The sequence below is a fragment of the Vibrio sp. 1CM24A genome (assembly GCF_023161725.1).
GTDB lineage: Bacteria > Pseudomonadota > Gammaproteobacteria > Enterobacterales > Vibrionaceae > Vibrio > Vibrio coralliirubri.
Window position 1 is genome coordinate 56483 of sequence record NZ_JALNTS010000008.1, and the last position, 22843, is coordinate 79325.

Sequence of the window (22843 nt, forward strand, 5' to 3'; positions counted from 1 at the left end):
CAAAAGTGTGACGGAGATACAGAATTTTTTAGAGTGGTGAACCAAGATTCAACAACTTAATGGGATATAAAATTGACAGGCAGAAAAAACACGTAAAATTTGTAAGGGCAGGAAGGAAAACAAGCCCTGTTTTTGAACAGAGCTTGTTGAATTTGGTGCTATACGATGAGCATTAATGAGCCCAAAATAACTATTTGGCTTCGATATGATCAATCATCAACTGCAACGATTGGTTACCGCGAAATTCGTTGATATCGAGCTTAAACGCAAGATGAACGGTTTTCACCGAGGCATCAGGCCAGCGACGTAGGTCGACGTTAAAGGCAATACCGTCAATCATCACATTGGTAGGGTGACCTTTGTAGAGCGGCTCGAGCATCAGCTTAAGGTGTTTTTCACCCACCAGCTTTTGGTGCAGCACTTTAAACTCACCATCGAAAATTGGCTCAGGGAAAGCTTGTCCCCACGGGCCACCTGAACGCAGTGTTTCAGCGGTGTGCATCGAAAACTCTTCAGGTAACAGCTCACCATCAGACAAAATAATGCCCTTCAGTGCTGTTTCTCCAAGTTCATTCTTCACGACATCATTGAACAGCTTACTGAAGCGTTCAAAGTCCTTTTCCATGATGGTTAAGCCAGCCGCCATTGCGTGGCCACCAAACTTAAGAATCAAGCCTGGGTTTTGAGTGTCGATTCGGTCCAAAGCATCACGCATGTGCAAACCTGGAATTGAGCGACATGAACCTTTGATACTGCCTTCGCCGCCATCTGCAAACGCAATCACTGGGCGATGGTATTTGTCTTTGATACGCGAAGCCAAAATACCAATCACACCTTGGTGCCAATCACGTTGGAACAGGGCTAAGCCAGAAGGTAGGTCGTCTTTACCAAATTCAAGGCGCTCACAAAAAGCCATCGCTTCTTGCTTCATGCCCTCTTCGATCTCTTTACGTGTTTGGTTCAAACCATCCAGTTCACTCGCCATTCGACGCGCCGCATGGATGTTGTTACTCATTAGCAGCTCAACACCAAAAGACATGTCATCCAATCGGCCGGCTGCATTGATACGAGGGCCAAGAGCAAAGCCAAAATCAGACGCCACCAAACGTTTAGCGTCTCGCTTAGCAATTTCGATCAAGGCTTGAATACCCGGGCGAGCTTTACCAGCACGAATGCGTTGCAAACCTTGATGCACTAAAATTCGGTTGTTTTCATCGAGTGGAACCACGTCGGCAACCGTACCCAGCGCCACAAGGTCAATCAGTTCCATCAACTTAGGTTCTGTCATGCCGCGTTCTGCAAACCAATTCAGTTTACGCATGTGAACACACAGTGCCATCATCAGATAGAAAGCCACACCTACACCCGCTAAGGCTTTAGAAGGAAAAGCACAACTCTCAAGGTTTGGGTTAACCATCGCATCGACCATTGGCAGTTCATTGCCCGGCAAGTGATGATCGGTAACCAGAACCTCTAGCCCCTTCTCTTTAGCAAAGCGAACACCTTCAATTGAAGAGACACCGTTGTCGACCGTCATGATCACTTCAGCACCAAGCTCGATTGCCTGTTCGACAACCTCCGGGCTCAAGCCATAGCCATCTTCAAAACGGTTTGGTACTAGATAATCGACGTTAGAGCTGCCGAGCATACGTAACGCTAAAACAGACAACGCCGAGCTAGTCGCGCCATCGGCATCAAAATCACCAACAATGATGATGCGTTTTTGCTGTTGAATCGCTTTGAACAACAGCTCAACCGCAGCATCAATGCCGCCCAGTTTTTGATAAGAGTGCAAGCCTTTTGCTGCTGTCTCTAGTTGGTCGGCACTGTCGATTCCGCGACTCACATAAATGCGCTTTAACAAGTCAGGTAAGTGAGCAGGTAAGACTGAAATGTCGACCTCAGGACGGCGTTGGATCTCTATCATATAAAAATGGGCCCGATATCAATCAGGCCACTCCTTAAATCAAAAACATGGGGGATAAATTGGCAATACAGAAAACGAGATTATTGCTCTAAACGTTGAAGAAGTTGTGCTGGCGGTAAGTAACCACTCACCAACTCACCACTTGCTAGCACGATAGCCGGCGTGCCATTGATGCCAAGCTCACGACCCAGTTGGTACTGTTTAGCAATGATCTGCTTTTGCTCTGCTAGGTCTTTACCAGACGCTGGCATTTGACGGTTTACTTTAGCGTCATGCATCGCTGTTTTGGGATCATCTGAAGCCCAGATTGCTGCCATTTGATCGGCAACTTGCCCTGTCGCACCTTGGCGTGGGTAAGCCATGTAACGAACGGTGATACCCAGATCGTTGTAACCCTGCATTTGGCTGTGCAGACGAACACAGTAGCCACACGTAATGTCAGTAAATACCGTCACAACATACTTTTCGTTATCGGCTTTGTATTCAATAACCGTATCCGACATCGCCGCGACTTTTTCAGCATTCAGCGGAGCTTGACGCTCAGCCAAAACATCACTGAACTTACCGTTTTCATCCAAAGAGTAAAGTGTACCGGCTAGAAAGTGATCGCCCTCTGGAGAAGAAAAGATAATGCCGCTGTTGGTTTGAACTTCTAACAGACCATCGATATCCGAAGGGACAATCTTATCGACCTTAATACCGATTTTTTCAAAACGCTTAGTTAACGCAGCTGTATCAATAGCTTGAGCTGGAGCAGCTTCTACGGCTGTTGATGTTGTTTCTACTTTCGCTTCTGATGCATTACATGCAGTAATCATAAGAGGAAGCGCTAGTAGAGGAAGACGGCGTAATACGCTCATTAAGTTCACCTTAAAAATAAATGGATTTAAGCACGTGGGTGATGCTGCGCGTGAATTTGCTTCAGCCTTTCAGTCGCCACGTGAGTATAAATTTGGGTTGTCGATAAGTCACTATGCCCAAGCAACATCTGTACGACCCTGAGATCTGCGCCATAGTTCAGTAAATGCGTCGCAAAAGCGTGTCTCAATACGTGTGGTGACAACAATTCTGTGTCGATCCCAGCGACGACCGAGTAGTGCTTAATACGATACCAGAACGTCTGACGGGTCATTTGCTTGGCGCGTTTACTCGGAAAAACCACATCAGAACTGTTTTCGCCAAGTAGATGTGGACGACCTTGTTCAATAAAAGTCTCTATCCAATCCACCGCATTTTCGCCCATTGGTACTAAGCGCTCTTTGCCACCCTTACCAATAACACGCACCACGCCCTGTCTTAGGCTGATATTTTCCATCGTCAAGCTAACCAGTTCTGTCACACGCAAACCGGTTGCATAGAGTAACTCAAGCATCGCCTTATCGCGAAGCTCAATCGGATCGTTCGGATCTGGCGCATCAAGCAAAGCATCAACCTGCTCTTCGCTCAAATCTTTCGGCAAGCGTTGCGGCAATTTCGGGCTGATCAACAAAGCACTTGGATCATCACCTCTGATTTTCTCGCGGTGTAAGTATTGGAACAAGCGACGAATTGCCGACAACATACGAGCACGAGAAGTCTGCTTAAAATCGGCGTCGGCTAACCAGCCTTGATAATCCTGTAAACCCGAAAGGCTAATGAAGTCGAGGCGGTAATTGTTCTTTTCCATCCACGCTAATAACTTGGACAAATCGGTGCGGTACGAGACAAGCGTATTCTCCGATAATCCTCGCTCCATCCACATAGCATCTAAAAACTGCTCAACGAGACCGTGGTCTGCGCTCTGCCCTTGAGGCGACTGCATAGTGTTACTCACAATATTGGAAACTGTTTTGAGAGTATGCCAGAGCAAATATGAATGCCATAAAAATTACGACTTGAGCGGATAATCGCTGCAATCGAAGTCGATTTATGGTTAGAATTCGCCATCTGAAATTAAAATCGAACGTTTGCTATGAAAATTGGATTATTTTACGGCTCAACCACCTGCTACACAGAAATGGCAGCAGAGAAAATTCGCGGCATTATTGGTGAAGACCTAGTTGATATCCATAACGTGAAAGAAACCCCTCTTTCATTGATGGCGGACTACGACCTTTTATTGCTGGGCATCTCGACTTGGGACTTCGGTGAAATCCAAGAAGATTGGAATGAACTGTGGGAAGATATCGCAACCACGCCAATGAAAGGCAAGGTTGTGGCTCTGTTTGGTTTAGGTGACCAAGAAGGCTACGGTGAATGGTTCCTAGATGCGATGGGTCTATTGCATGATGAACTGAAAACCGCGGGTGCAGAGTTTGTTGGCTTCTGGCCAAACGATGATAGCTACGAGTTCGAAGCGTCTAAAGCGTTAACGGAAGACAAATCTCAATTCGTTGGTTTGGCGCTTGATGAAGATTCACAATACGAGCTTAGCGACGACCGTATCGCAAGCTGGGTTGAACAAGTACTGGTTGAGTACAGCGAAAAGCTATAACCAAACAGAAATGCCCCCGGTTAAGCAGCTAACCAAGTAACTAGCTGAATATAAAAAGACCACCGAATACAAAAAGGCCTCATTACTGCGAAGTAATGAGGCCTTTTCTATTTCATCTCGAAGGACAATCTAATCTCAACGGAAGATTAAACAGTCTCTTCAGCCATCTCTTGTTCTGTTGACTTGCCAACAAAGAACATACAGATGATTGCAGCCGTTGTTGGAAGCAACCAACCCATACCGATCTCAAACAGTGGCAGCATCTTAAGTGCAGACACGTCTACACCCGCTACTTTAGCGCCATCAATAAGAGCAAACAGCAGTGACACTAATACCACTACGCGGTAAGCCGCTTTTGGATTAGGGAAACGGCTACGCAAGAATGTCAGAGCAACCAACGCGATAGCGACTGGGTACAGTGCAAACAGTACTGGAACAGACAAAGAAATCAGTTGAGAAAGACCAACGTTCGCAACGGTTGCACAAGCTACACCATTGATGATTACCCAAGTCTTGTAAGACAGAGGCGTTAGCGAACTGAAGTAATCAGAACACGCTGACACAAGGCCAATCGCCGTAGTTAGACACGCTAATAGTACGATCACAGAAAGCACTAGCTGACCAGAAGGACCAAACAACGATTGAACGTATAGGCTTAAGATAGCGCCACCATTGTCTGCGCCGGCTGCGACTGTTGCACTGGTTGCGCCTAGGAAGAATAGAGAGATGTAAACAAACGCTAGACCCGCTGCGGCAATACAACCCGCGCTAATTAGGTACTTAGTCGTCGCTGCACGGTCAGTTATGCCCTTGCTACGAATCGCATCAACAATCAGCATACCAAACATCAAAGAAGCAAAAGTATCCATGGTGTTGTAGCCTTCAAGGAAACCTTTGGTCAGTGGTTGAGTGATGTACTCACCGTGAGCCGCAAGAATATCGCCTTGAGGGTTAACGAATACAGCAATCGCCAGTACAACCAAACCAACGAACAGTGCAGGTGTTAGTACCTTACCAATGACGTCAATAAGCTTACCTTGCGACCATGAGAAGAACATCGCTACTACAAAAAATGCAATTGAAAAGAGAGTTAGGTGAGCTTGAGAGGCATCGATGAAGAACGGTTTCACCGCCATCTCATAGGCAACAAGGCCAGTACGCGGTGCAGCAAATGCAGGACCGATAATGATAAAGATCAGCACAGCCATGATGGTTGCAGCTTTCTTAGGAAGATCTTTAGTTAAGTGACCCCAAGAGCCACCAGCCACTGCGACCGCGACGATAGTGATTAACGGCAGACCAACGGCAGTCAGCAGAAAACCAGACATCGCTGGAAGGAAGTGATCACCGGCTAATTGGCCAGCTAGAGGTGGGAAGATGATGTTACCTGCACCCAAGAAAAACGCAAAAAGCATAAAGCCCAATGCCATTATATCTGTTAGTTTTAGACTCTGTTTCACAGATAATCCTTAATTATATTTATGAGTTTATGTTGTGCTTACATGAATGTTACAGCTCAAAGCTGCCAATCAATCTATAAAATAGTCGCGCATAATGACGAAACAACTGGCTAGCTGCAAGTCACCACACAAAAACACCATATAAATTTGCATATGAGAACAAAAAGCAGTGGATTCCACTAGCTATAGAAAAATAGCCACAATTATAAACTAACCATAATTCACAACAATAGTTTCTCAAGCAGAACATTGATTCATACAAGCGGTTAACATTAGAGCTAATCACTTAAAATATCTCGATACTCAGAACATTAATGAAAGACAAAACAGTGCAAACTAAAAGCTTCAATTTTAAGCAATTCTCAATTTACGGCGGACAAAGCGGTATGCCAGTCAGTACCGATGGCGTATTACTTGGCGCATGGGTAAGCCTGCCACAAAGATCATGTGTACTCGATATTGGAACCGGAACAGGTCTGCTGGCCTTAATGGCTGCGCAGCGTTTTGAGGATGCTTCAATCTCTGCGATAGATATTGATCAACACGCCATTGATGCTGCCACAGTCAATATTGAGCAGTCGCCTTGGCAAGATCGTATCTCTCTTCATCACGGCAGCGTGTTAACGACCGACTTTCCACAAAAGTTTGATGCGGTCATCTGTAACCCGCCCTACTTCAACTCTGGAGAACAGGCGCAGCAAAGCCAAAGAGCCACCGCCAGGCACACCGACAGCTTGGATCATTTAGCGCTTGCCCAGCGTTGTTTCGAGATAACCACTGAAACCGCGACTGCCAGTTTCATCCTACCGACGCCTGAGGGGGAAGGTTTTATCAAGCTTGCCGAGCAATGTGGTTGGTATCTAGCAAAACGTCTTGATGTGAAAACAACAGATAAAAAGCCGGCTAGCCGAATTCTATTTGAGTTATCTAAAGATCCTGCTTGCGAGCAAGATTTGCAGCGCGAATCGCTTACAATTCACCATCAAGGTGGTTATAGCGAAGCATTTATTGCGCTCACTAAAGATTTTTATCTCAAGATGTAGCAAATACCATGTGATCCTAATCACTAATGCTTCTATAATGTCCGACTACTCTTTTTTATCGTCTGCTTTTTGAGGCAGAAACATTTATTGCTTGTGGAGAAACAACAGTGATCAGAACCTTTGCAGAACTCGATCTAAACCAAGAGCTGCTTAAAGCAATTGACGAAATGGGCTACGAACGTCCAACACAGATACAAGCTGAAGCAATCCCACAAGCGTTAGATGGAAGAGACGTTTTGGCTTCTGCGCCAACAGGTACTGGTAAAACAGCATCATTTGTATTGCCAGCACTGCAATACCTACTGGATTTCCCACGTAAGAAATCTGGCCCTGCACGTATGCTTATCCTGACGCCAACGCGTGAGCTAGCAATGCAGATCACCGAACAAGCACGTGAGCTTGCTAAATACACCAGCCTAAATATCTTCACGATCACGGGCGGTGTGATGTACCAAGAGCACGCAGATATCTTAAGTACAACTCAAGATATCGTAGTAGCAACACCTGGCCGTTTGATGGAATACATCGAAGGCGAGCGTTTTGACTGTCGTGCGATTGAATGGCTGGTTCTAGATGAAGCCGACCGCATGCTAGACATGGGCTTTGGTCCTGTTGTTGACCGTCTGTCTGCAGAGTGTCGCTGGCGTAAACAAACTTTACTGTTCTCAGCAACGCTAGAAGGTAAAGGCATTGAAGGCTTCACTGAAGATCTACTTAAAAACCCAGCGGAGATCGATGCGAAATCATCACTTCGTGAGCGTAAGAAGATCACTCAGTGGTACCACCGTGCAGACACAGCAGAGCACAAGCTGAACATCCTAAAGCACGTCATCACAGAGCAAGCTGAGCGCAGCATCGTGTTCTTGAAGACGCGCGATCGTCTCGGTGATCTACGAGCTCAACTTGAAAGCGCGCAAATCCCATGTGCGTGGATCCAAGGTGAAATGCCTCAAGATCGTCGTAACAACGCAATTGCTCGTTTCCGTGACGGCTCTGTAAACGTACTGCTAGCGACTGATGTTGCTGCTCGTGGTATCGACCTTCCAGACGTAAGCCACGTAATCAACTACGACATGCCGCGTACGGCTGACGTATACCTACACCGCATCGGCCGTACTGCTCGTGCTGGTAAAAAAGGTAACGCGGTTTCTATCATTGAAGCGCACGATCAACTGATGATTGAGCGTGTGGCTCGTTACACAGACGAACCAATCAAAGAACGCTTCATCGAAGGCATGCGCCCTACGCATAAGAAAGCGGCCGTGACTAAGAAGAAGAAGCCAAAGAAAGAAGATAAGAAAGCGGTAGAGAAACAAAAAATCGCGAAGAAGAAAAAAATCGCGAAGAAAAAGAAAGCAGCAAAGAAGAAGTAATCTACCAGCTTTAACGATTCAATAAAAAAGCCCCATGCAGTTCGCTGCATGGGGCTTTCTCTATTTGGCCGGTTATCAGGCTAAAACCGAGAGTAACTCATTAGCCAAGGGCTACTAGTTTTGCTCTTCACGCTTGAAGACAAGCTCTTTCGCGTTCGACTCTTCTTCAACGAAGTAGTAACCCGCCGTATCAAACTGGGTCAGCGCCTCAACCGAGTCGATCTTGTTCTCGATAATGTAGCGAGCCATCATGCCACGTGCTTTCTTCGCGTAGAAACTGATCACCTTGTACTGACCGTTCTTACAGTCTTTGAATACAGGGGTAATCACTTGGCCATCCAAGTTCTTCGGCTTCACGGCTTTAAAATATTCGTTAGACGCTAGGTTGATCAACACATTGTCGCCTTGAGCATTTAACGCTTCATTCAACTTGTCTGTGATGATGTTGCCCCAGAACTGGTACAAGTTAGTACCACGAGCATTGGCTAAGCGTGTACCCATCTCTAGGCGGTATGGCTGCATCAAATCTAACGGCTTAAGCAAGCCATATAACCCAGAAAGCATGCGCAGGTGGTTTTGTGCGTAATCAAAATCTTCATCCGATAGCGTTTCAGCGTCTAGGCCAGTGTATACATCGCCCTTAAAGGCTAGGATTGCTTGGCGTGCGTTGTCTTGGGTAAAGGTCTCGCTCCACTGCTCAAAGCGCGCTACGTTCAACCCTGCGATTTTATCGCTGACTTTCATCAGTGCAGAAATATCTACTGGCGTCAGCTTGCGGCACTCTTCAATCAGCTCAGCGGAGTGTTCAACAAACTCAGGCTGACTAAAGCGTTCCGTCGCTAATGGTGATTCGTAATCAAGTGTTTTGGCTGGAGAAACGACAACTAACATAACTTTACCCTAATCGGTTATCTAACTGGATGCTGCTAGAGTATAGAAAAAACATCAACTTGTCTTTATGACTCTTCCTATTACTTCGATAGGGAGAATGAGCTTCGATAGACAGAATGAGACAAATGACAGGCAAAGAAAAAGGCTAAGGTCGAAACCTTAGCCTTTCTAATCACTTTAGGATGAGCCGTTTATCGCTCCAACAAGATTACTTCTTGTTGTTATCCCAAATACCGTCTTCCAGCTGAGACTTAAGCTCTGGGAAGTCATTCGAATCGAATGTTGGTACTTTACCCGCGTCTAGTTGGCGGTTGTAGTCTTTCGCTAGCTTAATCACGATACCTGATAGCAGGATAATCGCCACCAAGTTAACAATCGCCATTAGACCCATTGATACGTCAGCCAGTGCCCATACCGTTGGCAATGTCGCTAGAGAGCCGAACATAACCATACCCAGAACAACAATACGGAACAGCACTAGGCCTTTCTTGTTGTTGTGCTCAAGGAAGATAAGGTTCGTTTCAGCGTACGAGTAGTTTGCAATGATTGAAGTGAAAGCGAAGAAGAAAATCGCTACCGCTACAAAGATGCCGCCCCATTCGCCAACTTGTGCTGTTAGTGCACGTTGCGTTAGTTCGATACCCGTAACTTCACCGTGTGGTACATACTCACCAGACATCAGGATGATTGCTACTGTTGCTGAACAGATAACAATGGTATCCATGAACACGCCTAGCATTTGCACGTAACCTTGTGATGCTGGGTGTGGTGGGTAAGGCGTAGCAGAAGCTGCTGCGTTTGGCGCAGAACCCATACCCGCTTCGTTCGAGAACAAACCACGTTTGATGCCGTTAATCATCGCTTGTGCGATTGCGTAACCTAGGCCACCCGCCGCTGCTTCTTGCAGACCGAATGCACTCTTGAAGATAAGAGCCAATACTTCAGGCACTTTCTCGATGTTCGCGAACATCACGTACATAGCGATCGCTAGGTAAGCCAATGCCATGATTGGAACGATGATTTCTGCAGTACGTGCAATCTTACGGATACCACCGAAGATAACGAATGCAGAGATAATTACGATACCAACACCAACGTAGCTACGCTCAAGGTCAAATGCAGTGTTCATTGCGCTTGCAATCGCGTTTGCTTGAACCGCGTTGAATACAAGACCGAATGCAATGATTAGGAAGATAGAGAATAGAACCCCCATCCAACGCATGCCTAGGCCTTTCTCCATGTAGTATGCAGGGCCGCCGCGGTAGTTACCGTCGTTATCACGCGTTTTGTATAGCTGTGCCAGTGTACTTTCAGCAAACGATGTTGCCATACCTAGCATGGCGATTAGCCACATCCAGAAGATAGCACCAGGGCCACCTGCGGTTAGAGCTACAGCAACACCTGCCATGTTACCCGTACCTACACGAGCAGCGAGACTAGTACAAAGAGCTTGGAAAGAAGAGATACCAGCACTGTCTGCTTTACGGCTGTTTCTAAGAACAGAGAACATGTGGCCGAAATGGCGGAATTGAATGAAGCCTAGTCGTACAGTGAAGTAGATACCCACACCAACCAGTAAGTAAACTAAGATAGATCCCCAAAGGAGATCGTTCATCAAATTGATTAAGTCTGTCACGTGAACCTCGTAATTGAGTTTAAGCACCGATCATGCTTCCTAGCCTTCCTCTAAATCGCCTATGCCAGTGTCAATGTTGTGTCGGCATTCGTTTTATATTTATTTGCTGCGATCTAGATTGTAAATGTCGCTTCATGCATCCATTTTACGTATCAGTGTATTTTTTGACGGGCGGATAATGCAGCGAGACGACTTAAAAATCAATATGCAAATGCACTCATATTGAAATGACATTTCACTAATAACACACCTTTTGTTAACACAACTTTCAACAATACAGCCCAATAAAAGTCACATTATCGGGACATAATATCAACAACAGCCACGGCTCCGCCCTAACGAGAACATCATCCTATAAAAATGACGTCAGCCTAGGTTTTACAAGGTATAGTGAAGATCTTCGTTTTTTTCTAGGCCAATGAGATCCCTATACCGCATAGCACCATGTGCACTTCAATGCATTGTAGGCAAAACACTATTCCATTCGCACAATGAATTAACATTCAATAACCCCTAATTTAATCGTTTACTTAGGTTTGTTTGCTTGTTTTTTATACATAAAAAGTCCCTTAATGTGTGAGCATGCATAAAAAAACAGAACAAAAACTTCATGGATTTGAAACAAATGAGAAACAAATCAAGGTTATGGTGAACCTAAATATGATATTTAATGGTTCGTAAGAACTAGTCCCACGGAAGGAGATATGGCTTATGGATAGCTTTCAATTCGATGAAGTATCAGAACTAGAAATGCCTCGTGCAACTCAAAAAACACGCTCGAAACCACTGAAGCGTAAGTGGCGTGAAATCGAGGCCATCAACGATCGCAGGCAGCTTGAGAAAGAGCTAAGAGAGATGAATCTCGGTCTCGATTTTAGCCTTGACGATATAAAGCTTTAATCAGCACGATAAGAAATCAGATAGCAAAAGGCACCTATAAAGGTGCCTTTTTTATTGTTTAGACTATCGCATCCGTTCAAAGCGCCGCACTAAGAACCAATCAACTAATATAGAGGGAGTCTCAAACAGTCACCTTTTAATATAGAAGGCACTTCGAAATAGGAGTGACTCCCCCTTAATATTAACTAAACGCACTCTTGCTCATTTTGTCGAACGCGAGCTGCGAGCTGGCGATATTGGTCAGCAATCGTGTCCCCAAAAACAGGGTCGTCTTCTGGTTGAAGCCATTGTGACTCAACCTCTTGCCAATCCTTAACCGTGAACGCCTCAACAATCATTGGTAACACATGCTTCTCTTCATATTCCATGTGCTTTCTCTGAGCCTTAACAAACGCTTCAAGCTGCTCTATAAAGACTTGCTGAGGAACCACCGCATCTTGAAGGATCATATCGACCACGCCTAAAAAGTCCGCCGTTTTCTCAGAAAGCAATTGGTGCTCTAACTCCAAGTCTTCAATCGCTTGCTCACTGCCATATTGCTTAAGGTAGTAGCGATAAATGACGTCTTCTTTAGGGTGATGCACTTTGTCTGAATGGTTCATCAAGTAATCAACCACCTCAGCAACCAAGCTATAGTTTATTTCTCGCTCTTGTTTTAGAAGCTCTAACTTATTGTTGAGTATCGCGAGCAAACGAGCCATATAGCCATGCTCTCGTCTTATCCTTTCAATCATCATAGTATTGCACTCCATTACACCTACTGTTTATAAGTGTATACGAAGATACTGATTTATGATTTGACCCTGCTCAGAAAACCACCAACCTACACTTCTGTTGGTAAACACCAGTCAATAGGTTGTTGATCCATAGAAGAAAGTAACTTGTTGGTTGTTGAGAAATGCTGACAACCGAAGAAGCCACGACGTGCCGATAATGGCGATGGGTGAGGTGCAACCAACACATGATGTTTGCCTTCATCAATCGCTTGGCCTTTCTTCTGGGCGTGTGCGCCCCACAACAAAAAGATGATTGGTTCAGAACGCTGATTGAGCTCAGCAATCATGGCATCAGTAAAAGTTTCCCAACCACATTTAGCATGTGAGTGTGCTTTTGCCTCTTCTACTGTAAGAACGGTGTTCAACATCAACACCCCTTGCGATGCCCAAGAATCGAGATAACCATGACTAGGAGTCTCAAAGCCCTCTATATCTTGTGCAAGCTCCTTGTACATATTACGTAGAGAAGGTGGGATTTTTACGCCAGGAAGGACTGAGAATGCTAAACCATGAGCTTGGTTAGCACCGTGATAAGGATCTTGCCCTAAGATAACTACTCGCACGGATTCGAAAGGCGTCATATCAAAGGCACTGAACACCTGATCTTGTGGCGGGTAGACGGTTTTCCCGTTATTACGTTGCTGCTCAACAAACGCGAGGACACTCTGAAAGTACTCCTTGTCACGTTCATCATTAATAATGGATTCCCAAGTTTTTGGTGCGCTCATCGTTTTACTTCCCAATCATCAAGGTTTCTAGCGGCTTTCGCCAGACAAAAAAATAGCTGTATCGGCTAACTCTCCTAAATAAGGATCTAGTTATACCTCATACAGCTATCAATAAACATGATGTGTAGGGTTCACTTGTTGATGAATCATAATAATCAGTTCAAGTTGTGTTTATCTCGATTAACCACTTTTCTGTTGTGTACGATGGTGGCCATGGTTATGCACGTGACGGTTTGGTGTTGGTAAACGACTTGCGACAGCAACAGTTGAAGTTTGGGTGATTGAATACATAAAGGCACCTCCTCTAAGACATCGTGAACTACATATTCACTTTAATGTTATGAAAGAAAGGTGCCAATTTTTAGAAATAGACGGAAATAAATTTTCCCTTCTATTATTACGCTTCTTCGCTGACTACCGTTGCTGAGCGATGAAACATTCTAAGTTTTTGAATTTCCTCTTTCCAAATCGTCGAATCAATCGTTTCCAAGATAAGAGGGATACCATTAAAGCGAGAATCAGAAGCAATATACTCAAAACAATCCCAGCCAATTTCACCTTTTCCTAAAGAATGGTGTCGATCAACTCGACTCGCGAACTCAGCTTTTGAATCATTGATGTGCATTGCTCTTAGGTAGTGCATACCCACAATGCGGTCGAACTCAGCAAAAGTATGCTCACACGCCTCTTTTGTACGTAAGTCATAGCCAGCAGTAAACGTATGGCAGGTGTCTAAGCACACGCCAACACGTGACTTATCTTCTACCTGCTCGATAATCTCAGCTAGATGTTCAAACTTCCAACCAAGGTTAGTGCCCTGCCCTGACGTATTCTCGATCACCGCGATTACGTCAGGTACAGCTTGATGAGCTAGGTTGATCGACTCGGCGATCTTAGCCAAACATTCGCTTTCTGAGATTTTCTTCAAGTGGCTCCCAGGATGAAAATTCAAAAGCGTTAACCCAAGTTGATTACAACGCTCCATCTCATCAATAAAAGCCGCGCGTGATTTCTCTAGCTTCTCTTCCTCTGGTGCTCCTAGGTTAATAAGGTAGGAGTCATGAGGAAGAATGTGCTCAGCACCGAAGCCCAACATTTTGCAATTGGCTTTGAAGGCACTAATGGTTTTCGCTTCTAGCGGTTTTGCCGCCCACTGTCTCTGATTCTTGGTAAACAGTGCAAACGCATTGGCACCTATTTCACGTGCACGCATAGGCGCCTGATCAACACCACCAGCAGCCGACACATGAGCGCCAATAAACTTCATATTTGTTTCCGGTTTTGAGGATGAATTATTGTTTGTCATTAAATCACTTTACACTTTCATAATGCTTAATAAATAAAGGGTTGTATCGGTTGCTGTTCAATAAAAACACAACAAATGTAGTAAACTTACAACAAATACAACTGTTAAATATTTTTTATACTTTAAAATATTTTGTAATTACTTTGTTTTCAAAGGTTTTATTGATTTACCTCAAGATAATCACCTTTGTGAAAATATGGTTTTTGGTTGTTTTTTGACTTAAATCAATGTTAACCTTACTAATATTAGGTATATATTACTCAGCTCAATAAAAAATCGAAAGTTAACACCATAATCAAACCACATTCAGTGGACTAGGAGATAGTTATGATCCAAGGTATTCAAATTACTAAAGCAGCAAACGATGACCTACTAAACTCAATCTGGCTACTAGATAGCGAGAAGAATGAAGCTCGTTGTGTTGTTGCTACTGCAGGTTTCGAAGCTGACCAAGTTATCTCAGCTGCAGACCTAGGCGAGTACGAAAGCCGTGAAGTTGCAATCGAAGCAGCACCACGCATCGAAGGTGGCCAACACCTAAACGTTAACGTTCTTAAGCGTGAAACGCTAGAAGACGCAGTTGCTCACCCAGAGAACTACCCACAGCTAACTATCCGTGTATCGGGTTACGCTGTACGTTTCAACTCTCTAACAACTGAACAGCAACGTGACGTTATCGCACGTACGTTCACTGAGTCTCTATAATTTTTAGAGCTTAAATTAGAATACAAAAACGGCGCTCATTGAGCGCCGTTTTTATTTGTTCGAAAAACAAATGGACGTTACGGTTGAACTCGACGAAGCACTGCTTTTAGCGCTTCAAAATCGTTATCAAGATCTTCAGACAACAACTCCATTGCCGCGTGTTTTGCTAGCGGGCCAGGCAGTTCGATATCAGAACCTAGGATGTCATCAACCACTTCTTTGAATTTCGCTGGGTGTGCTGTACACAGGAACAAGCCAGTTTCATTCTCTTGCAATTGCTCTTCCAATAGACGGTAAGCAATCGCACCATGTGGTTCACATAGGTAACCTTGTGCTTTTAGGTCGCGAACTGACTCAGCGCTCTGCTCGTCAGATACTTTACCTTTGCCTAGTGTATCTAAGCCCCAACCTTTCAGTTGGCAAAGCTCTTCAATACGAGGCCAGTTATTTGGTTGGCTTACGTCCATCGCGTTCGACGTTGTCGCAATGGTCGGTTTTGGATCCCATTGACCTGTTTCTAGGTAGCGAGGAACCGTGTCATTTTCATTGGTTGCTGCGATGAAACGCTTAACAGGTAAACCTAGTGCTTTAGCCAATAGACCCGCCGTTAGGTTACCAAAGTTACCACTTGGTACAGAAATAACTAGGTTTTCACGTTGCTCTTTAGTCAGCTGAGAAGCCGCTTCAAAGTAATAACAGATCTGAGCCATTAAACGGCTGATGTTGATAGAGTTTGCCGAGTTAAGACCAATCTCTTTACGCAGTTCAGCATCATCAAATGATTCTTTAACCAGAGCCTGACACGCATCAAAGTCACCATCGATAGCGACAGTGTGAATGTTCTTACCCAGCGTACAGAAAAGCTTCTCTTGCAATGGGCTGATCTTGCCTTTCGGGTAAAGAATCACAACATTGATGTCTTCCATGCCGTAGAAAGCATGTGCAACCGCCGCACCAGTATCACCTGATGTTGCTGTTAAGATCGTGATTTGACCACCATCTGAAACGGCTGCTAAAGACTGAGCCATAAAGCGGCCACCGAAATCTTTAAACGCCAGTGTAGGGCCGTGGAAAAGCTCAAGCGCGTAAACGCCGTCTTTTACTTGGTTGATTGGTGCAGGGAATTGGAACGCTGCATCCACCATTTGGTCGATCTGTTCTTTTGGTAATTCATCGCGAATCAATGCTGACAGAATTTTTGAGCTACGAGGGACAAAGTCCTCTGCTAGCAGCGCATCGATATCATCAAACTTTGGTAGCTCAGATGGAAAAAATAGACCTTGATTACGACCTAAACCTTGACGAACGGCTTGGCCAAAAGAGACTTGCTCGTCATTTTCTTTGATGTTGTACAGCTTCATAACTCACTTCCTGTAACGATCGAACCTTGCTTATCTAGACGACAAACGTGAACGAATCCTTCTTCATTTTGTACGTAATTTTGTTCTAACCAGCGTGCAACACGCTCGGCGACATCTTGTTCTTTGCAAATGCTAAATAGAGTTGGACCGCTACCGGAGATCCCAGTAGCCAGTGCTCCAGCTGAAGTGGCGTATTTACGCGCATCAGCAAACCCTGGAAGCAGTTTCTCACGATATGGTTCAGCAATCACGTCTTTGATCATCTTCGCTGCTAGCTCTGGCTGACCAGAGTGGCACGCGTGGATAAAACCCGCTAGATGACGGCCATGGGCAATCACATCCTGACGACGATATTGAGAAGGAAGAATTTCGCGAGCTTCAGCCGTTGAAACCTTAATACCCGGATACGCCATTACCCAATACCAGTCATCAAAACACGGTACTTCTTGGCTAATGATACCTAACTCTTCAAGCATTAACTGCACACCACCAAGGTAACATGGAGCAACGTTATCATAATGGATACCGCCTGAAATCTTACCTTCCATTTCGCCCATTAGAGCAAGCAGTTCAGTCTCATTCAGTGGCTGGCCATGAAAACGATTTAGCGCATCCAGTGCCGCGACAATTGAACATGCACTTGAACCTAGACCAGAACCAATAGGCATGTTCTTTTCGAGTGTCATTTCTAAAGGCTTTAGCGCAACGCCTTTTTTATCAAGCTCTCTAGAGAACACCACCCAGCAGTCGTAGACGATGTTTTCTTTGGCTTCAGTCGGCAGCTTAGAAACAAAGCTGCCTGCTGTTTTTAGCGAGAATGATTCATCGCCTGCTTTAACCATTACTCGGTCACCCAGCAGTGTGCCATCCACTGGAGACACAGCGGCCCCCAGCACATCAAACCCTACACTGACATTACCGATTGATGCAGGAGCATAAACGACAACATCCATATCACTTGAACTCATTCCTAAACTCCTAATTTCCAACCAAGAGTACGCATCACATCAGAGAATACGCCAGCTGCTGTTACTTCAGTACCCGCGCCGTAGCCACGTAGTACTAGAGGGATTGGTTGGTAGTAACGGCTGTAGAATGCTAATGCGTTCTCGCCATCTTTAATCTTGAACATTGGGTCGTCGCCATCAACAGCAGCGATACGAACCTTACACTTACCTTCAGCGATTTCGCCAACATAACGAAGTACTTTGCCTTCTTCTGCTGCGATAGCCGATTGCTCTTGGAAGTAAGCATCCGCTTCTGGCAGACGAGCCATAAACTCTTCAACCGTGCCTGAGTCATCAAAACCTGGTGGCAGAGCTTGGTCAACTTCAACGTCTTCAAGTTCAAGCGCCATGCCTGCTTCACGAGCAAGAATAAGCAGCTTACGCGCCACATCCATACCAGATAAATCGTCACGAGGATCCGGTTCAGTAAAGCCGTTATCTTTAGCAATATTGGTTGCTTGGCTTAGTGTCATACCTTCATCAAGTTTACCGAAGATGTAAGACAGTGAACCTGAAAGAATGCCGTTGAACTTCTCAAGTTCATCACCTGCAGAGATAAGGTTCTGAAGGTTTTCGATTACTGGTAGACCTGCACCTACGGTTGTTTCGTACATCAGCTTACGACGTGAGTTACGTGCAACTTCACGAAGCTGATGGTAGTAAGCCATGCTTGCTGTGTTTGCTTTCTTGTTTGGTGTTACCACGTGGAAACCAGCCGCTAGGAAATCAGCGTACTGCGCCGCAATACCTTCGCTAGACGTACAATCAACCAAGACAGGGTTGATGATGTGGTTACGTTGAACAAGAGCGGCTAAGCGAGCTAGGCTGAATTCTTCAGTCGCACTCGACATACGGTCACGCCACTGCTCTAACGGTAGACCATCGCTGTCTAGCAACAAACCTTTACTGTTTGCTAAACCACATACGCGAATCACGATGCCTTTTTCAGCCAATTTACCTTGCTGACGTTGGATCTGATCAACAAGTTCGCCACCAACGCCGCCAACACCCACAACGAATACGTCAAGGAAGTGCTTAGAGTTGAATAGGTTCTCGTGACACGCTTTGATTGCTTCAGAGATTTTATCTTCAGGGATAACAGCTGAGATAGCACGCTCAGATGACCCTTGAGCAATCGCAACGATGTTAACGTTCACTTCAGCTAAAGAGGAGAAGAACTGAGATGCTACGCCACGTGAAGTGCGCATACCGTCACCCACCAGCGTTACAATCGCAACATCATCCATGAACTCAACTGGCTCTAACAGACCATCTTTAAGTTCAAGTTCAAACGCGTCTGACAACACTTGTTTCGCTTTCACTTTGTCAGCCGATTCAATACAGAAGCTGATGCTGTACTCAGAAGACGATTGAGTAATAAGGACAATAGAAACGCCAGCCGAAGACATCGCGCCGAATACGCGACTTGCCATGCCAACCATGCCTTTCATACCAGGGCCTGATACGTTAACCATTGTTAGGTCACTTAGCGTAGTAATACCTTTGATTGCTAGGTTATCTTCGCCAGTGTCTTGACCGATCAAAGTACCCGCACCCTGTGGGTTAAAGCTGTTTTTGATCAGACAAGGAATATGGAATTGCGCGATAGGCGCGATAGTCTTCGGGTGTAGAACCGAAGCACCGAAGTAAGAAAGCTCCATCGCTTCTTGGTAGCTTAATGACTTAAGAAGACGAGCATCATCAACCAAGCGCGGGTCACAGTTGTAAACGCCGTCTACATCAGTCCAGATTTCACAGCAATCAGCACGTAGACATGCCGCTAGAACTGCCGCTGAGTAGTCAGAGCCATTACGGCCAAGTGTTACTAACTCGCCTTTATCATTACCAGCAGTGAAACCCGGCATGATGTTTACGTGACCTTTAGGAAGTGGCGATTGACGGAAGTTCTGAGTTGAAACATCCACATCGACCATAGCTTCAAGGTGATCACCTTTAGCGTATAAGTATTGAACTGGGTCAATCAGGCTTGCTGGTTGGCCTTTCGCTTCAAGTACTGCTTTCATCAACTGGATTGAGATTCGCTCACCTTTACTGATGATGCGAGCATTAACATGATTCGGGCACATGCCCAGTAGGTTAATGCCGTTTACGAACTGTTTTAGCTGAGCAAGAGAAGTATCCACCTGCTCTTGGAACGCAGAACCGTCAATAGAAGGAACAACGGCTTGAATATCTGCAAACAGTGCAGCGAATGAGGATTCGATCTCTGTAATCTGTGCGTCTGCTTCACCATTTTTAAGTGCAGCTTCGATAACAGCGACCAACTTATTGGTTGTTTTTCCTGGAGCCGATAGTACAACGGCTAGCTCTTCTTGCTGGGCATTATTAGCAATGATATCAGCCGCTCGTAAAAAACGATCTGCATCAGCTAATGATGAACCTCCAAACTTTAAAACGCGCATCCCTTTCTCCATAAGTCATAAAAATGGTACAAAAAAAGGCCTGTATCTTGTTGGATACAGGCCTTTTTTTTAAAATCCGTTACTTAGCAGCCTGCCCCAACAATGTTAATGTCGGTAATAATAATGGTTGTGGTCATTACTAGGTGGCTTACGTGCTGCATATCAAATTCTCTGCTTGTGCTTTACTCTACGTGTATCAATTTTTACCACTGGACGTCAATGAAAAGTTGCGTTTTTTTTACATTCGCACCGTTTTTCAGAGCAAACCGTCATTTAAGGGATAAAACACCCTGTATAAACCTTCACTTAAGATACTGGATTTACTCATTGAACAAGCAAGAGTGATCAATTGCATATATAGTCATAACAAAATGCTATATCGATTGTGCAGCGAACGCACAAGTTCTGTGCTTTAATTGAACGATAACGTTCGAAGAACAATAATAATGACATCAGGAGTGGGAAATGAAGAGATTACTTATTCTTTTGGCTTTTGCTATGCCTGTTGTTTGTTCAGCGAATAGTTTGCCTCTACTTCCTTCTCAAATAGATCGTTCTTCTCATAAATTTTTTATCTCCACACAAAACGCGTCAAGTGAAAGCTTCGATACTTGGAAAATAGACAGTGGCTATTCTTATAGCTTGTTTTCAGATGTGGATCTTTACGTGGGTACACGTATCAATAGTGCGGCACTGAAACAGGAAAGTGGATTCTTAAGTGGTGTCAGTTATCAGTTTTCAGAAAGAGTCTCTTTCAACAGTTCTTTACACACCTATAAAGATGAAACCGAAGACAATGAGAAATCGGTAGCCGCAGAGGTTTCCAGCCGAGTGCAACTGACTGATAATCTAGATTTGCATGCCACCCTTGACTATGAAGAGTGGCAGCAAGGTGTTGAAGTGGGATTAGGGTTTCGCTTTTAATCTCTTTCGCTTGTTCTTTATTTACTGATTAGTCCGAATTGAGCCCCAAGCTTTCAGCACATCACAAACCATTCCCCAATCTAATCTAACAACGGAATTAAATTTGAGTTAGTTACGACTCAATTAACAACTCAGATGAAATTAATACGCCATTCCAATCGGCATAAATATAGTCACCAGGCTGAATCAGTTGATTATGTATAGAGAGCGTAACATTCACTTGTCCGACGCCGCGTTTCTCGGTCTTGAATGGCGATGCACCCAGCGCCTGAACACCAAGGTCCATTTGCGACATCATGCCAACATCACGCACCGCACCGTTTACAATCACGCCTTCCCAACCGTTTTCTATCGCGAGAATAGCGAGTTGATCGCCAAGCAGCGCCTTCTGGCATGAGCCATTTCCGTCAACGACAAGCACTTTGCCGCAGCCGTCGGTCTCTAAAACCTCGCGAACCTTGGAATTATCGTGATAACAACGAACTGTTACAATTTTTCCAAAGAACGCACCACGTTGGCCGAAGTTCTGCAATGGCATGTTCAGTAGGGTGACTTCGCTTTCAAACTCATCACACAAGTCGGGTGTTATATCGTGCATATATCCTCCGTGAGTAAGGCGTTACCGGTTATGTCAGGCTAGCCTCTATGCTTTTATATGTTATTAAAATTAATCCTTTGTTTTCATTGTTCTATGCTCAATTTATTACTCAATAAAAGTTGATTGAGCATATTTATCTACTAGACTCTTAAGACAGCTTTCAGCTTCCTTGGTTCATAATCCGGTCTTTAGCAGGCAAGATGTGCGAAGCATCTCGAATAATCATTCTTGTTTTGGTGCTAAATAGTCACCATAACATTGGTTAAGTTGTAGCCATACTATTAAAGTTTGTTGCGATACGGCAATTGATGTAAATCAACAAAGTGAATGGAATTAACATTCTCGCGTTGTTAGCATGCTGTTAACATTATAGAATCCACTCCAATCACTAAAAGAATGATTGAAAGGCGTACTGGATCTACGTTATTGGGCAATACTTCAAGGAAGGCAGATAGCTGGAAGTAAGTGTTTTTTTGAAAACTTTAAGTTATCATCAAAAATACATTACCTGTATGTTATGTTTTTGCCTAGAATTTATTCTATTAGCACAGTTTCGTCACAAATTTAGGTACCGCCAAATGCAAACCCCGCAGATTCTTATCGTTGAAGATGAGCAAGTAACTCGTAACACTCTAAAGAGTATTTTTGAAGCAGAGGGATATGCTGTTTTTGAGGCTAGCGACGGTGAAGAGATGCACCAAGTGCTATCTGACAACCAAGTTAACCTTGTAATTATGGACATCAACCTTCCAGGTAAGAATGGCCTACTACTTGCGCGTGAACTACGTGAGCAAGCAAACGTAGCGCTTATGTTCTTAACTGGTCGTGATAATGAAGTTGATAAGATCCTTGGCCTAGAGATCGGCGCTGATGACTACATCACTAAGCCTTTCAACCCTCGTGAATTGACTATCCGTGCACGCAACCTTCTGAACCGTTCAATGAGCACAAGCTCTGTTCAAGAAGAGAAGCGTAGCGTTGAGAAGTACGAGTTCAACGGTTGGGTACTAGATATCAACAGTCGTTCTCTGGTTAGCCCAGATGGCGAAGGCTACAAGCTACCTCGTTCAGAGTTCCGTGCTCTACTTCACTTCTGTGAGAACCCAGGTAAGATCCAAACACGTGCTGACCTTCTTAAGAAGATGACTGGCCGTGAGCTTAAGCCACACGATCGTACTGTAGACGTAACAATCCGTCGTATTCGTAAGCACTTTGAATCTGTTTCTGGTACGCCAGAAATCATTGCAACGATTCACGGTGAAGGCTACCGCTTTTGTGGTGACCTAGAAGACTAATTCGATTCGCGCTTCTT

The 22843-nt window shown here is 44.7% G+C and carries 20 protein-coding genes, 1 pseudogene and 1 other annotated feature; of the genes and pseudogenes, 8 read left to right on the forward strand and 13 right to left on the reverse strand.

Features of this window, described 5'->3' with window-relative positions; translation table 11 throughout:
* Nucleotides 1–190 precede the first annotated feature (190 nt).
* From recJ to xerD, 3 genes are all read right to left on the reverse strand, one after another.
* Entirely contained in the window at nucleotides 191–1927 is a 1737-nt protein-coding gene (recJ, locus tag MSG38_RS17955; protein ID WP_050635059.1) for a single-stranded-DNA-specific exonuclease RecJ, read from the reverse strand.
* Nucleotides 1928–2007: 80 nt separating this feature from the next.
* The gene (locus MSG38_RS17960) at nucleotides 2008–2787 is read right to left on the reverse strand and encodes a thioredoxin fold domain-containing protein (RefSeq protein ID WP_017062874.1); all 780 of its coding nucleotides are present in this window, start codon (nucleotides 2785–2787) and stop codon (nucleotides 2008–2010) included.
* A 26-nt stretch (nucleotides 2788–2813) separates the two neighbouring features.
* Nucleotides 2814–3728: a site-specific tyrosine recombinase XerD gene (gene xerD, locus MSG38_RS17965; RefSeq protein WP_017059327.1), complete on the reverse strand. Its 915-nt coding sequence runs from the start codon at nucleotides 3726–3728 to the stop codon at nucleotides 2814–2816.
* A gap of 150 nt (nucleotides 3729–3878) precedes the next feature.
* On the opposite strand from xerD, the gene fldB reads away from it, so the two are divergent.
* A complete protein-coding gene (fldB, locus tag MSG38_RS17970) occupies nucleotides 3879–4400 on the forward strand; it encodes a flavodoxin FldB (protein WP_048606779.1) in 522 nt (173 codons plus the stop codon).
* 146 nt (nucleotides 4401–4546) lie between these two features.
* Here the strand turns inward: fldB and brnQ are convergent, their stop codons facing one another.
* On the reverse strand, nucleotides 4547–5860 hold the full coding sequence (gene brnQ, locus MSG38_RS17975) for a branched-chain amino acid transport system II carrier protein (RefSeq protein ID WP_019820574.1): 1314 nt from the start codon (nucleotides 5858–5860) through the stop codon (nucleotides 4547–4549).
* A 314-nt stretch (nucleotides 5861–6174) separates the two neighbouring features.
* On the opposite strand from brnQ, the gene MSG38_RS17980 reads away from it, so the two are divergent.
* Together MSG38_RS17980 and srmB are read left to right on the forward strand one after the other, a co-directional pair.
* On the forward strand, nucleotides 6175–6903 hold the full coding sequence (locus MSG38_RS17980) for a methyltransferase (protein ID WP_050651912.1): 729 nt from the start codon (nucleotides 6175–6177) through the stop codon (nucleotides 6901–6903).
* 107 nt (nucleotides 6904–7010) lie between these two features.
* On the forward strand, nucleotides 7011–8276 hold the full coding sequence (gene srmB, locus MSG38_RS17985; RefSeq protein WP_017059323.1) for an ATP-dependent RNA helicase SrmB: 1266 nt from the start codon (nucleotides 7011–7013) through the stop codon (nucleotides 8274–8276).
* 114 nt (nucleotides 8277–8390) lie between these two features.
* Here srmB and yaaA read toward each other — a convergent pair whose 3' ends face one another.
* Nucleotides 8391–9167: a peroxide stress protein YaaA gene (yaaA, locus tag MSG38_RS17990; protein ID WP_048606773.1), complete on the reverse strand. Its 777-nt coding sequence runs from the start codon at nucleotides 9165–9167 to the stop codon at nucleotides 8391–8393.
* A 208-nt stretch (nucleotides 9168–9375) separates the two neighbouring features.
* Nucleotides 9376–10803, reverse strand: a complete 1428-nt coding sequence (locus MSG38_RS17995) for a sodium:alanine symporter family protein (protein WP_032545312.1) — start codon at nucleotides 10801–10803, stop codon at nucleotides 9376–9378.
* 711 nt (nucleotides 10804–11514) lie between these two features.
* Here MSG38_RS17995 and MSG38_RS18000 point away from each other — a divergent pair.
* Nucleotides 11515–11703 carry a DUF3545 family protein gene (locus MSG38_RS18000; RefSeq protein WP_008224353.1) on the forward strand — a complete coding sequence of 63 codons (189 nt, stop codon included), beginning with the start codon at nucleotides 11515–11517 and terminating at the stop codon, nucleotides 11701–11703.
* A gap of 185 nt (nucleotides 11704–11888) precedes the next feature.
* Here MSG38_RS18000 and MSG38_RS18005 read toward each other — a convergent pair whose 3' ends face one another.
* The 3 genes from MSG38_RS18005 to nfo form a co-directional block, all read right to left on the reverse strand.
* On the reverse strand, nucleotides 11889–12440 hold the full coding sequence (locus MSG38_RS18005) for a hemerythrin domain-containing protein (RefSeq protein ID WP_248402345.1): 552 nt from the start codon (nucleotides 12438–12440) through the stop codon (nucleotides 11889–11891).
* Between the two features lie 86 nt (nucleotides 12441–12526).
* On the reverse strand, nucleotides 12527–13207 hold the full coding sequence (gene ung / locus MSG38_RS18010) for a uracil-DNA glycosylase (RefSeq protein WP_248402347.1): 681 nt from the start codon (nucleotides 13205–13207) through the stop codon (nucleotides 12527–12529).
* 397 nt (nucleotides 13208–13604) lie between these two features.
* Nucleotides 13605–14513, reverse strand: coding sequence for a deoxyribonuclease IV (nfo, locus tag MSG38_RS18015; protein WP_248402349.1), 909 nt, complete (start codon nucleotides 14511–14513; stop codon nucleotides 13605–13607).
* A gap of 327 nt (nucleotides 14514–14840) precedes the next feature.
* Between nfo and grcA the strand changes: the two genes are divergently transcribed.
* A complete protein-coding gene (grcA, locus tag MSG38_RS18020) occupies nucleotides 14841–15218 on the forward strand; it encodes an autonomous glycyl radical cofactor GrcA (protein WP_017059315.1) in 378 nt (125 codons plus the stop codon).
* Between the two features lie 77 nt (nucleotides 15219–15295).
* Here the strand turns inward: grcA and thrC are convergent, their stop codons facing one another.
* Genes thrC through thrA form a run of 3 tightly spaced genes read right to left on the reverse strand, consistent with a single transcriptional unit; the run spans nucleotide 15296 to nucleotide 20009 of the window.
* The gene (gene thrC, locus MSG38_RS18025; RefSeq protein WP_248402351.1) at nucleotides 15296–16579 is read right to left on the reverse strand and encodes a threonine synthase; all 1284 of its coding nucleotides are present in this window, start codon (nucleotides 16577–16579) and stop codon (nucleotides 15296–15298) included.
* Nucleotides 16576–17532, reverse strand: a complete 957-nt coding sequence (thrB, locus tag MSG38_RS18030) for a homoserine kinase (RefSeq protein ID WP_048658085.1) — start codon at nucleotides 17530–17532, stop codon at nucleotides 16576–16578. The genes thrC and thrB overlap by 4 nt, the downstream gene beginning before the upstream one ends.
* 17 nt (nucleotides 17533–17549) lie before the next feature.
* Nucleotides 17550–20009, reverse strand: coding sequence for a bifunctional aspartate kinase/homoserine dehydrogenase I (gene thrA, locus MSG38_RS18035; RefSeq protein ID WP_102432148.1), 2460 nt, complete (start codon nucleotides 20007–20009; stop codon nucleotides 17550–17552).
* Between the two features lie 29 nt (nucleotides 20010–20038).
* Nucleotides 20039–20157 (reverse strand) — a sequence feature (Thr leader region).
* A gap of 317 nt (nucleotides 20158–20474) precedes the next feature.
* Here thrA and MSG38_RS18040 point away from each other — a divergent pair.
* Entirely contained in the window at nucleotides 20475–20933 is a 459-nt protein-coding gene (locus MSG38_RS18040) for a hypothetical protein (RefSeq protein WP_048662672.1), read from the forward strand.
* Between the two features lie 112 nt (nucleotides 20934–21045).
* On the opposite strand, the gene MSG38_RS18045 is transcribed toward MSG38_RS18040, so the two are convergent.
* A complete protein-coding gene (locus MSG38_RS18045) occupies nucleotides 21046–21531 on the reverse strand; it encodes a putative 4-hydroxy-4-methyl-2-oxoglutarate aldolase (RefSeq protein ID WP_017059310.1) in 486 nt (161 codons plus the stop codon).
* Between the two features lie 47 nt (nucleotides 21532–21578).
* On the opposite strand from MSG38_RS18045, the pseudogene MSG38_RS18050 reads away from it, so the two are divergent.
* Together MSG38_RS18050 and arcA are read left to right on the forward strand one after the other, a co-directional pair.
* Nucleotides 21579–21680, forward strand: a pseudogene (locus MSG38_RS18050) (ribonuclease activity regulator protein RraA); the annotation flags it as partial.
* A 429-nt stretch (nucleotides 21681–22109) separates the two neighbouring features.
* Nucleotides 22110–22826 (forward strand): two-component system response regulator ArcA, encoded by a 717-nt coding sequence (gene arcA / locus MSG38_RS18055; RefSeq protein WP_004741534.1) that lies wholly within the window; start codon nucleotides 22110–22112, stop codon nucleotides 22824–22826.
* Nucleotides 22827–22843 lie beyond the last annotated feature (17 nt).

Bases quoted from the DNA above. Each gene is read 5' to 3' on its own strand.
- MSG38_RS18000 (WP_008224353.1), top strand. From the start codon at position 11,515: ATGGATAGCTTTCAATTCGATGAAGTATCAGAACTAGAAATGCCTCGT.
- arcA (WP_004741534.1), top strand. From the start codon at position 22,110: ATGCAAACCCCGCAGATTCTTATCGTTGAAGATGAGCAAGTAACTCGT.
- MSG38_RS17960 (WP_017062874.1), bottom strand. From the start codon at position 2,787: ATGAGCGTATTACGCCGTCTTCCTCTACTAGCGCTTCCTCTTATGATT.
- thrC (WP_248402351.1), bottom strand. From the start codon at position 16,579: ATGAAGCTGTACAACATCAAAGAAAATGACGAGCAAGTCTCTTTTGGC.
- yaaA (WP_048606773.1), bottom strand. From the start codon at position 9,167: ATGTTAGTTGTCGTTTCTCCAGCCAAAACACTTGATTACGAATCACCA.
- thrB (WP_048658085.1), bottom strand. From the start codon at position 17,532: ATGGATGTTGTCGTTTATGCTCCTGCATCAATCGGTAATGTCAGTGTA.
- nfo (WP_248402349.1), bottom strand. From the start codon at position 14,513: ATGACAAACAATAATTCATCCTCAAAACCGGAAACAAATATGAAGTTT.
- fldB (WP_048606779.1), top strand. From the start codon at position 3,879: ATGAAAATTGGATTATTTTACGGCTCAACCACCTGCTACACAGAAATG.
- MSG38_RS18045 (WP_017059310.1), bottom strand. From the start codon at position 21,531: ATGCACGATATAACACCCGACTTGTGTGATGAGTTTGAAAGCGAAGTC.
- xerD (WP_017059327.1), bottom strand. From the start codon at position 3,728: ATGCAGTCGCCTCAAGGGCAGAGCGCAGACCACGGTCTCGTTGAGCAG.
- MSG38_RS18040 (WP_048662672.1), top strand. From the start codon at position 20,475: ATGAAGAGATTACTTATTCTTTTGGCTTTTGCTATGCCTGTTGTTTGT.
- MSG38_RS18005 (WP_248402345.1), bottom strand. From the start codon at position 12,440: ATGATGATTGAAAGGATAAGACGAGAGCATGGCTATATGGCTCGTTTG.
- recJ (WP_050635059.1), bottom strand. From the start codon at position 1,927: ATGATAGAGATCCAACGCCGTCCTGAGGTCGACATTTCAGTCTTACCT.
- thrA (WP_102432148.1), bottom strand. From the start codon at position 20,009: ATGCGCGTTTTAAAGTTTGGAGGTTCATCATTAGCTGATGCAGATCGT.
- MSG38_RS17980 (WP_050651912.1), top strand. From the start codon at position 6,175: ATGAAAGACAAAACAGTGCAAACTAAAAGCTTCAATTTTAAGCAATTC.
- grcA (WP_017059315.1), top strand. From the start codon at position 14,841: ATGATCCAAGGTATTCAAATTACTAAAGCAGCAAACGATGACCTACTA.
- ung (WP_248402347.1), bottom strand. From the start codon at position 13,207: ATGAGCGCACCAAAAACTTGGGAATCCATTATTAATGATGAACGTGAC.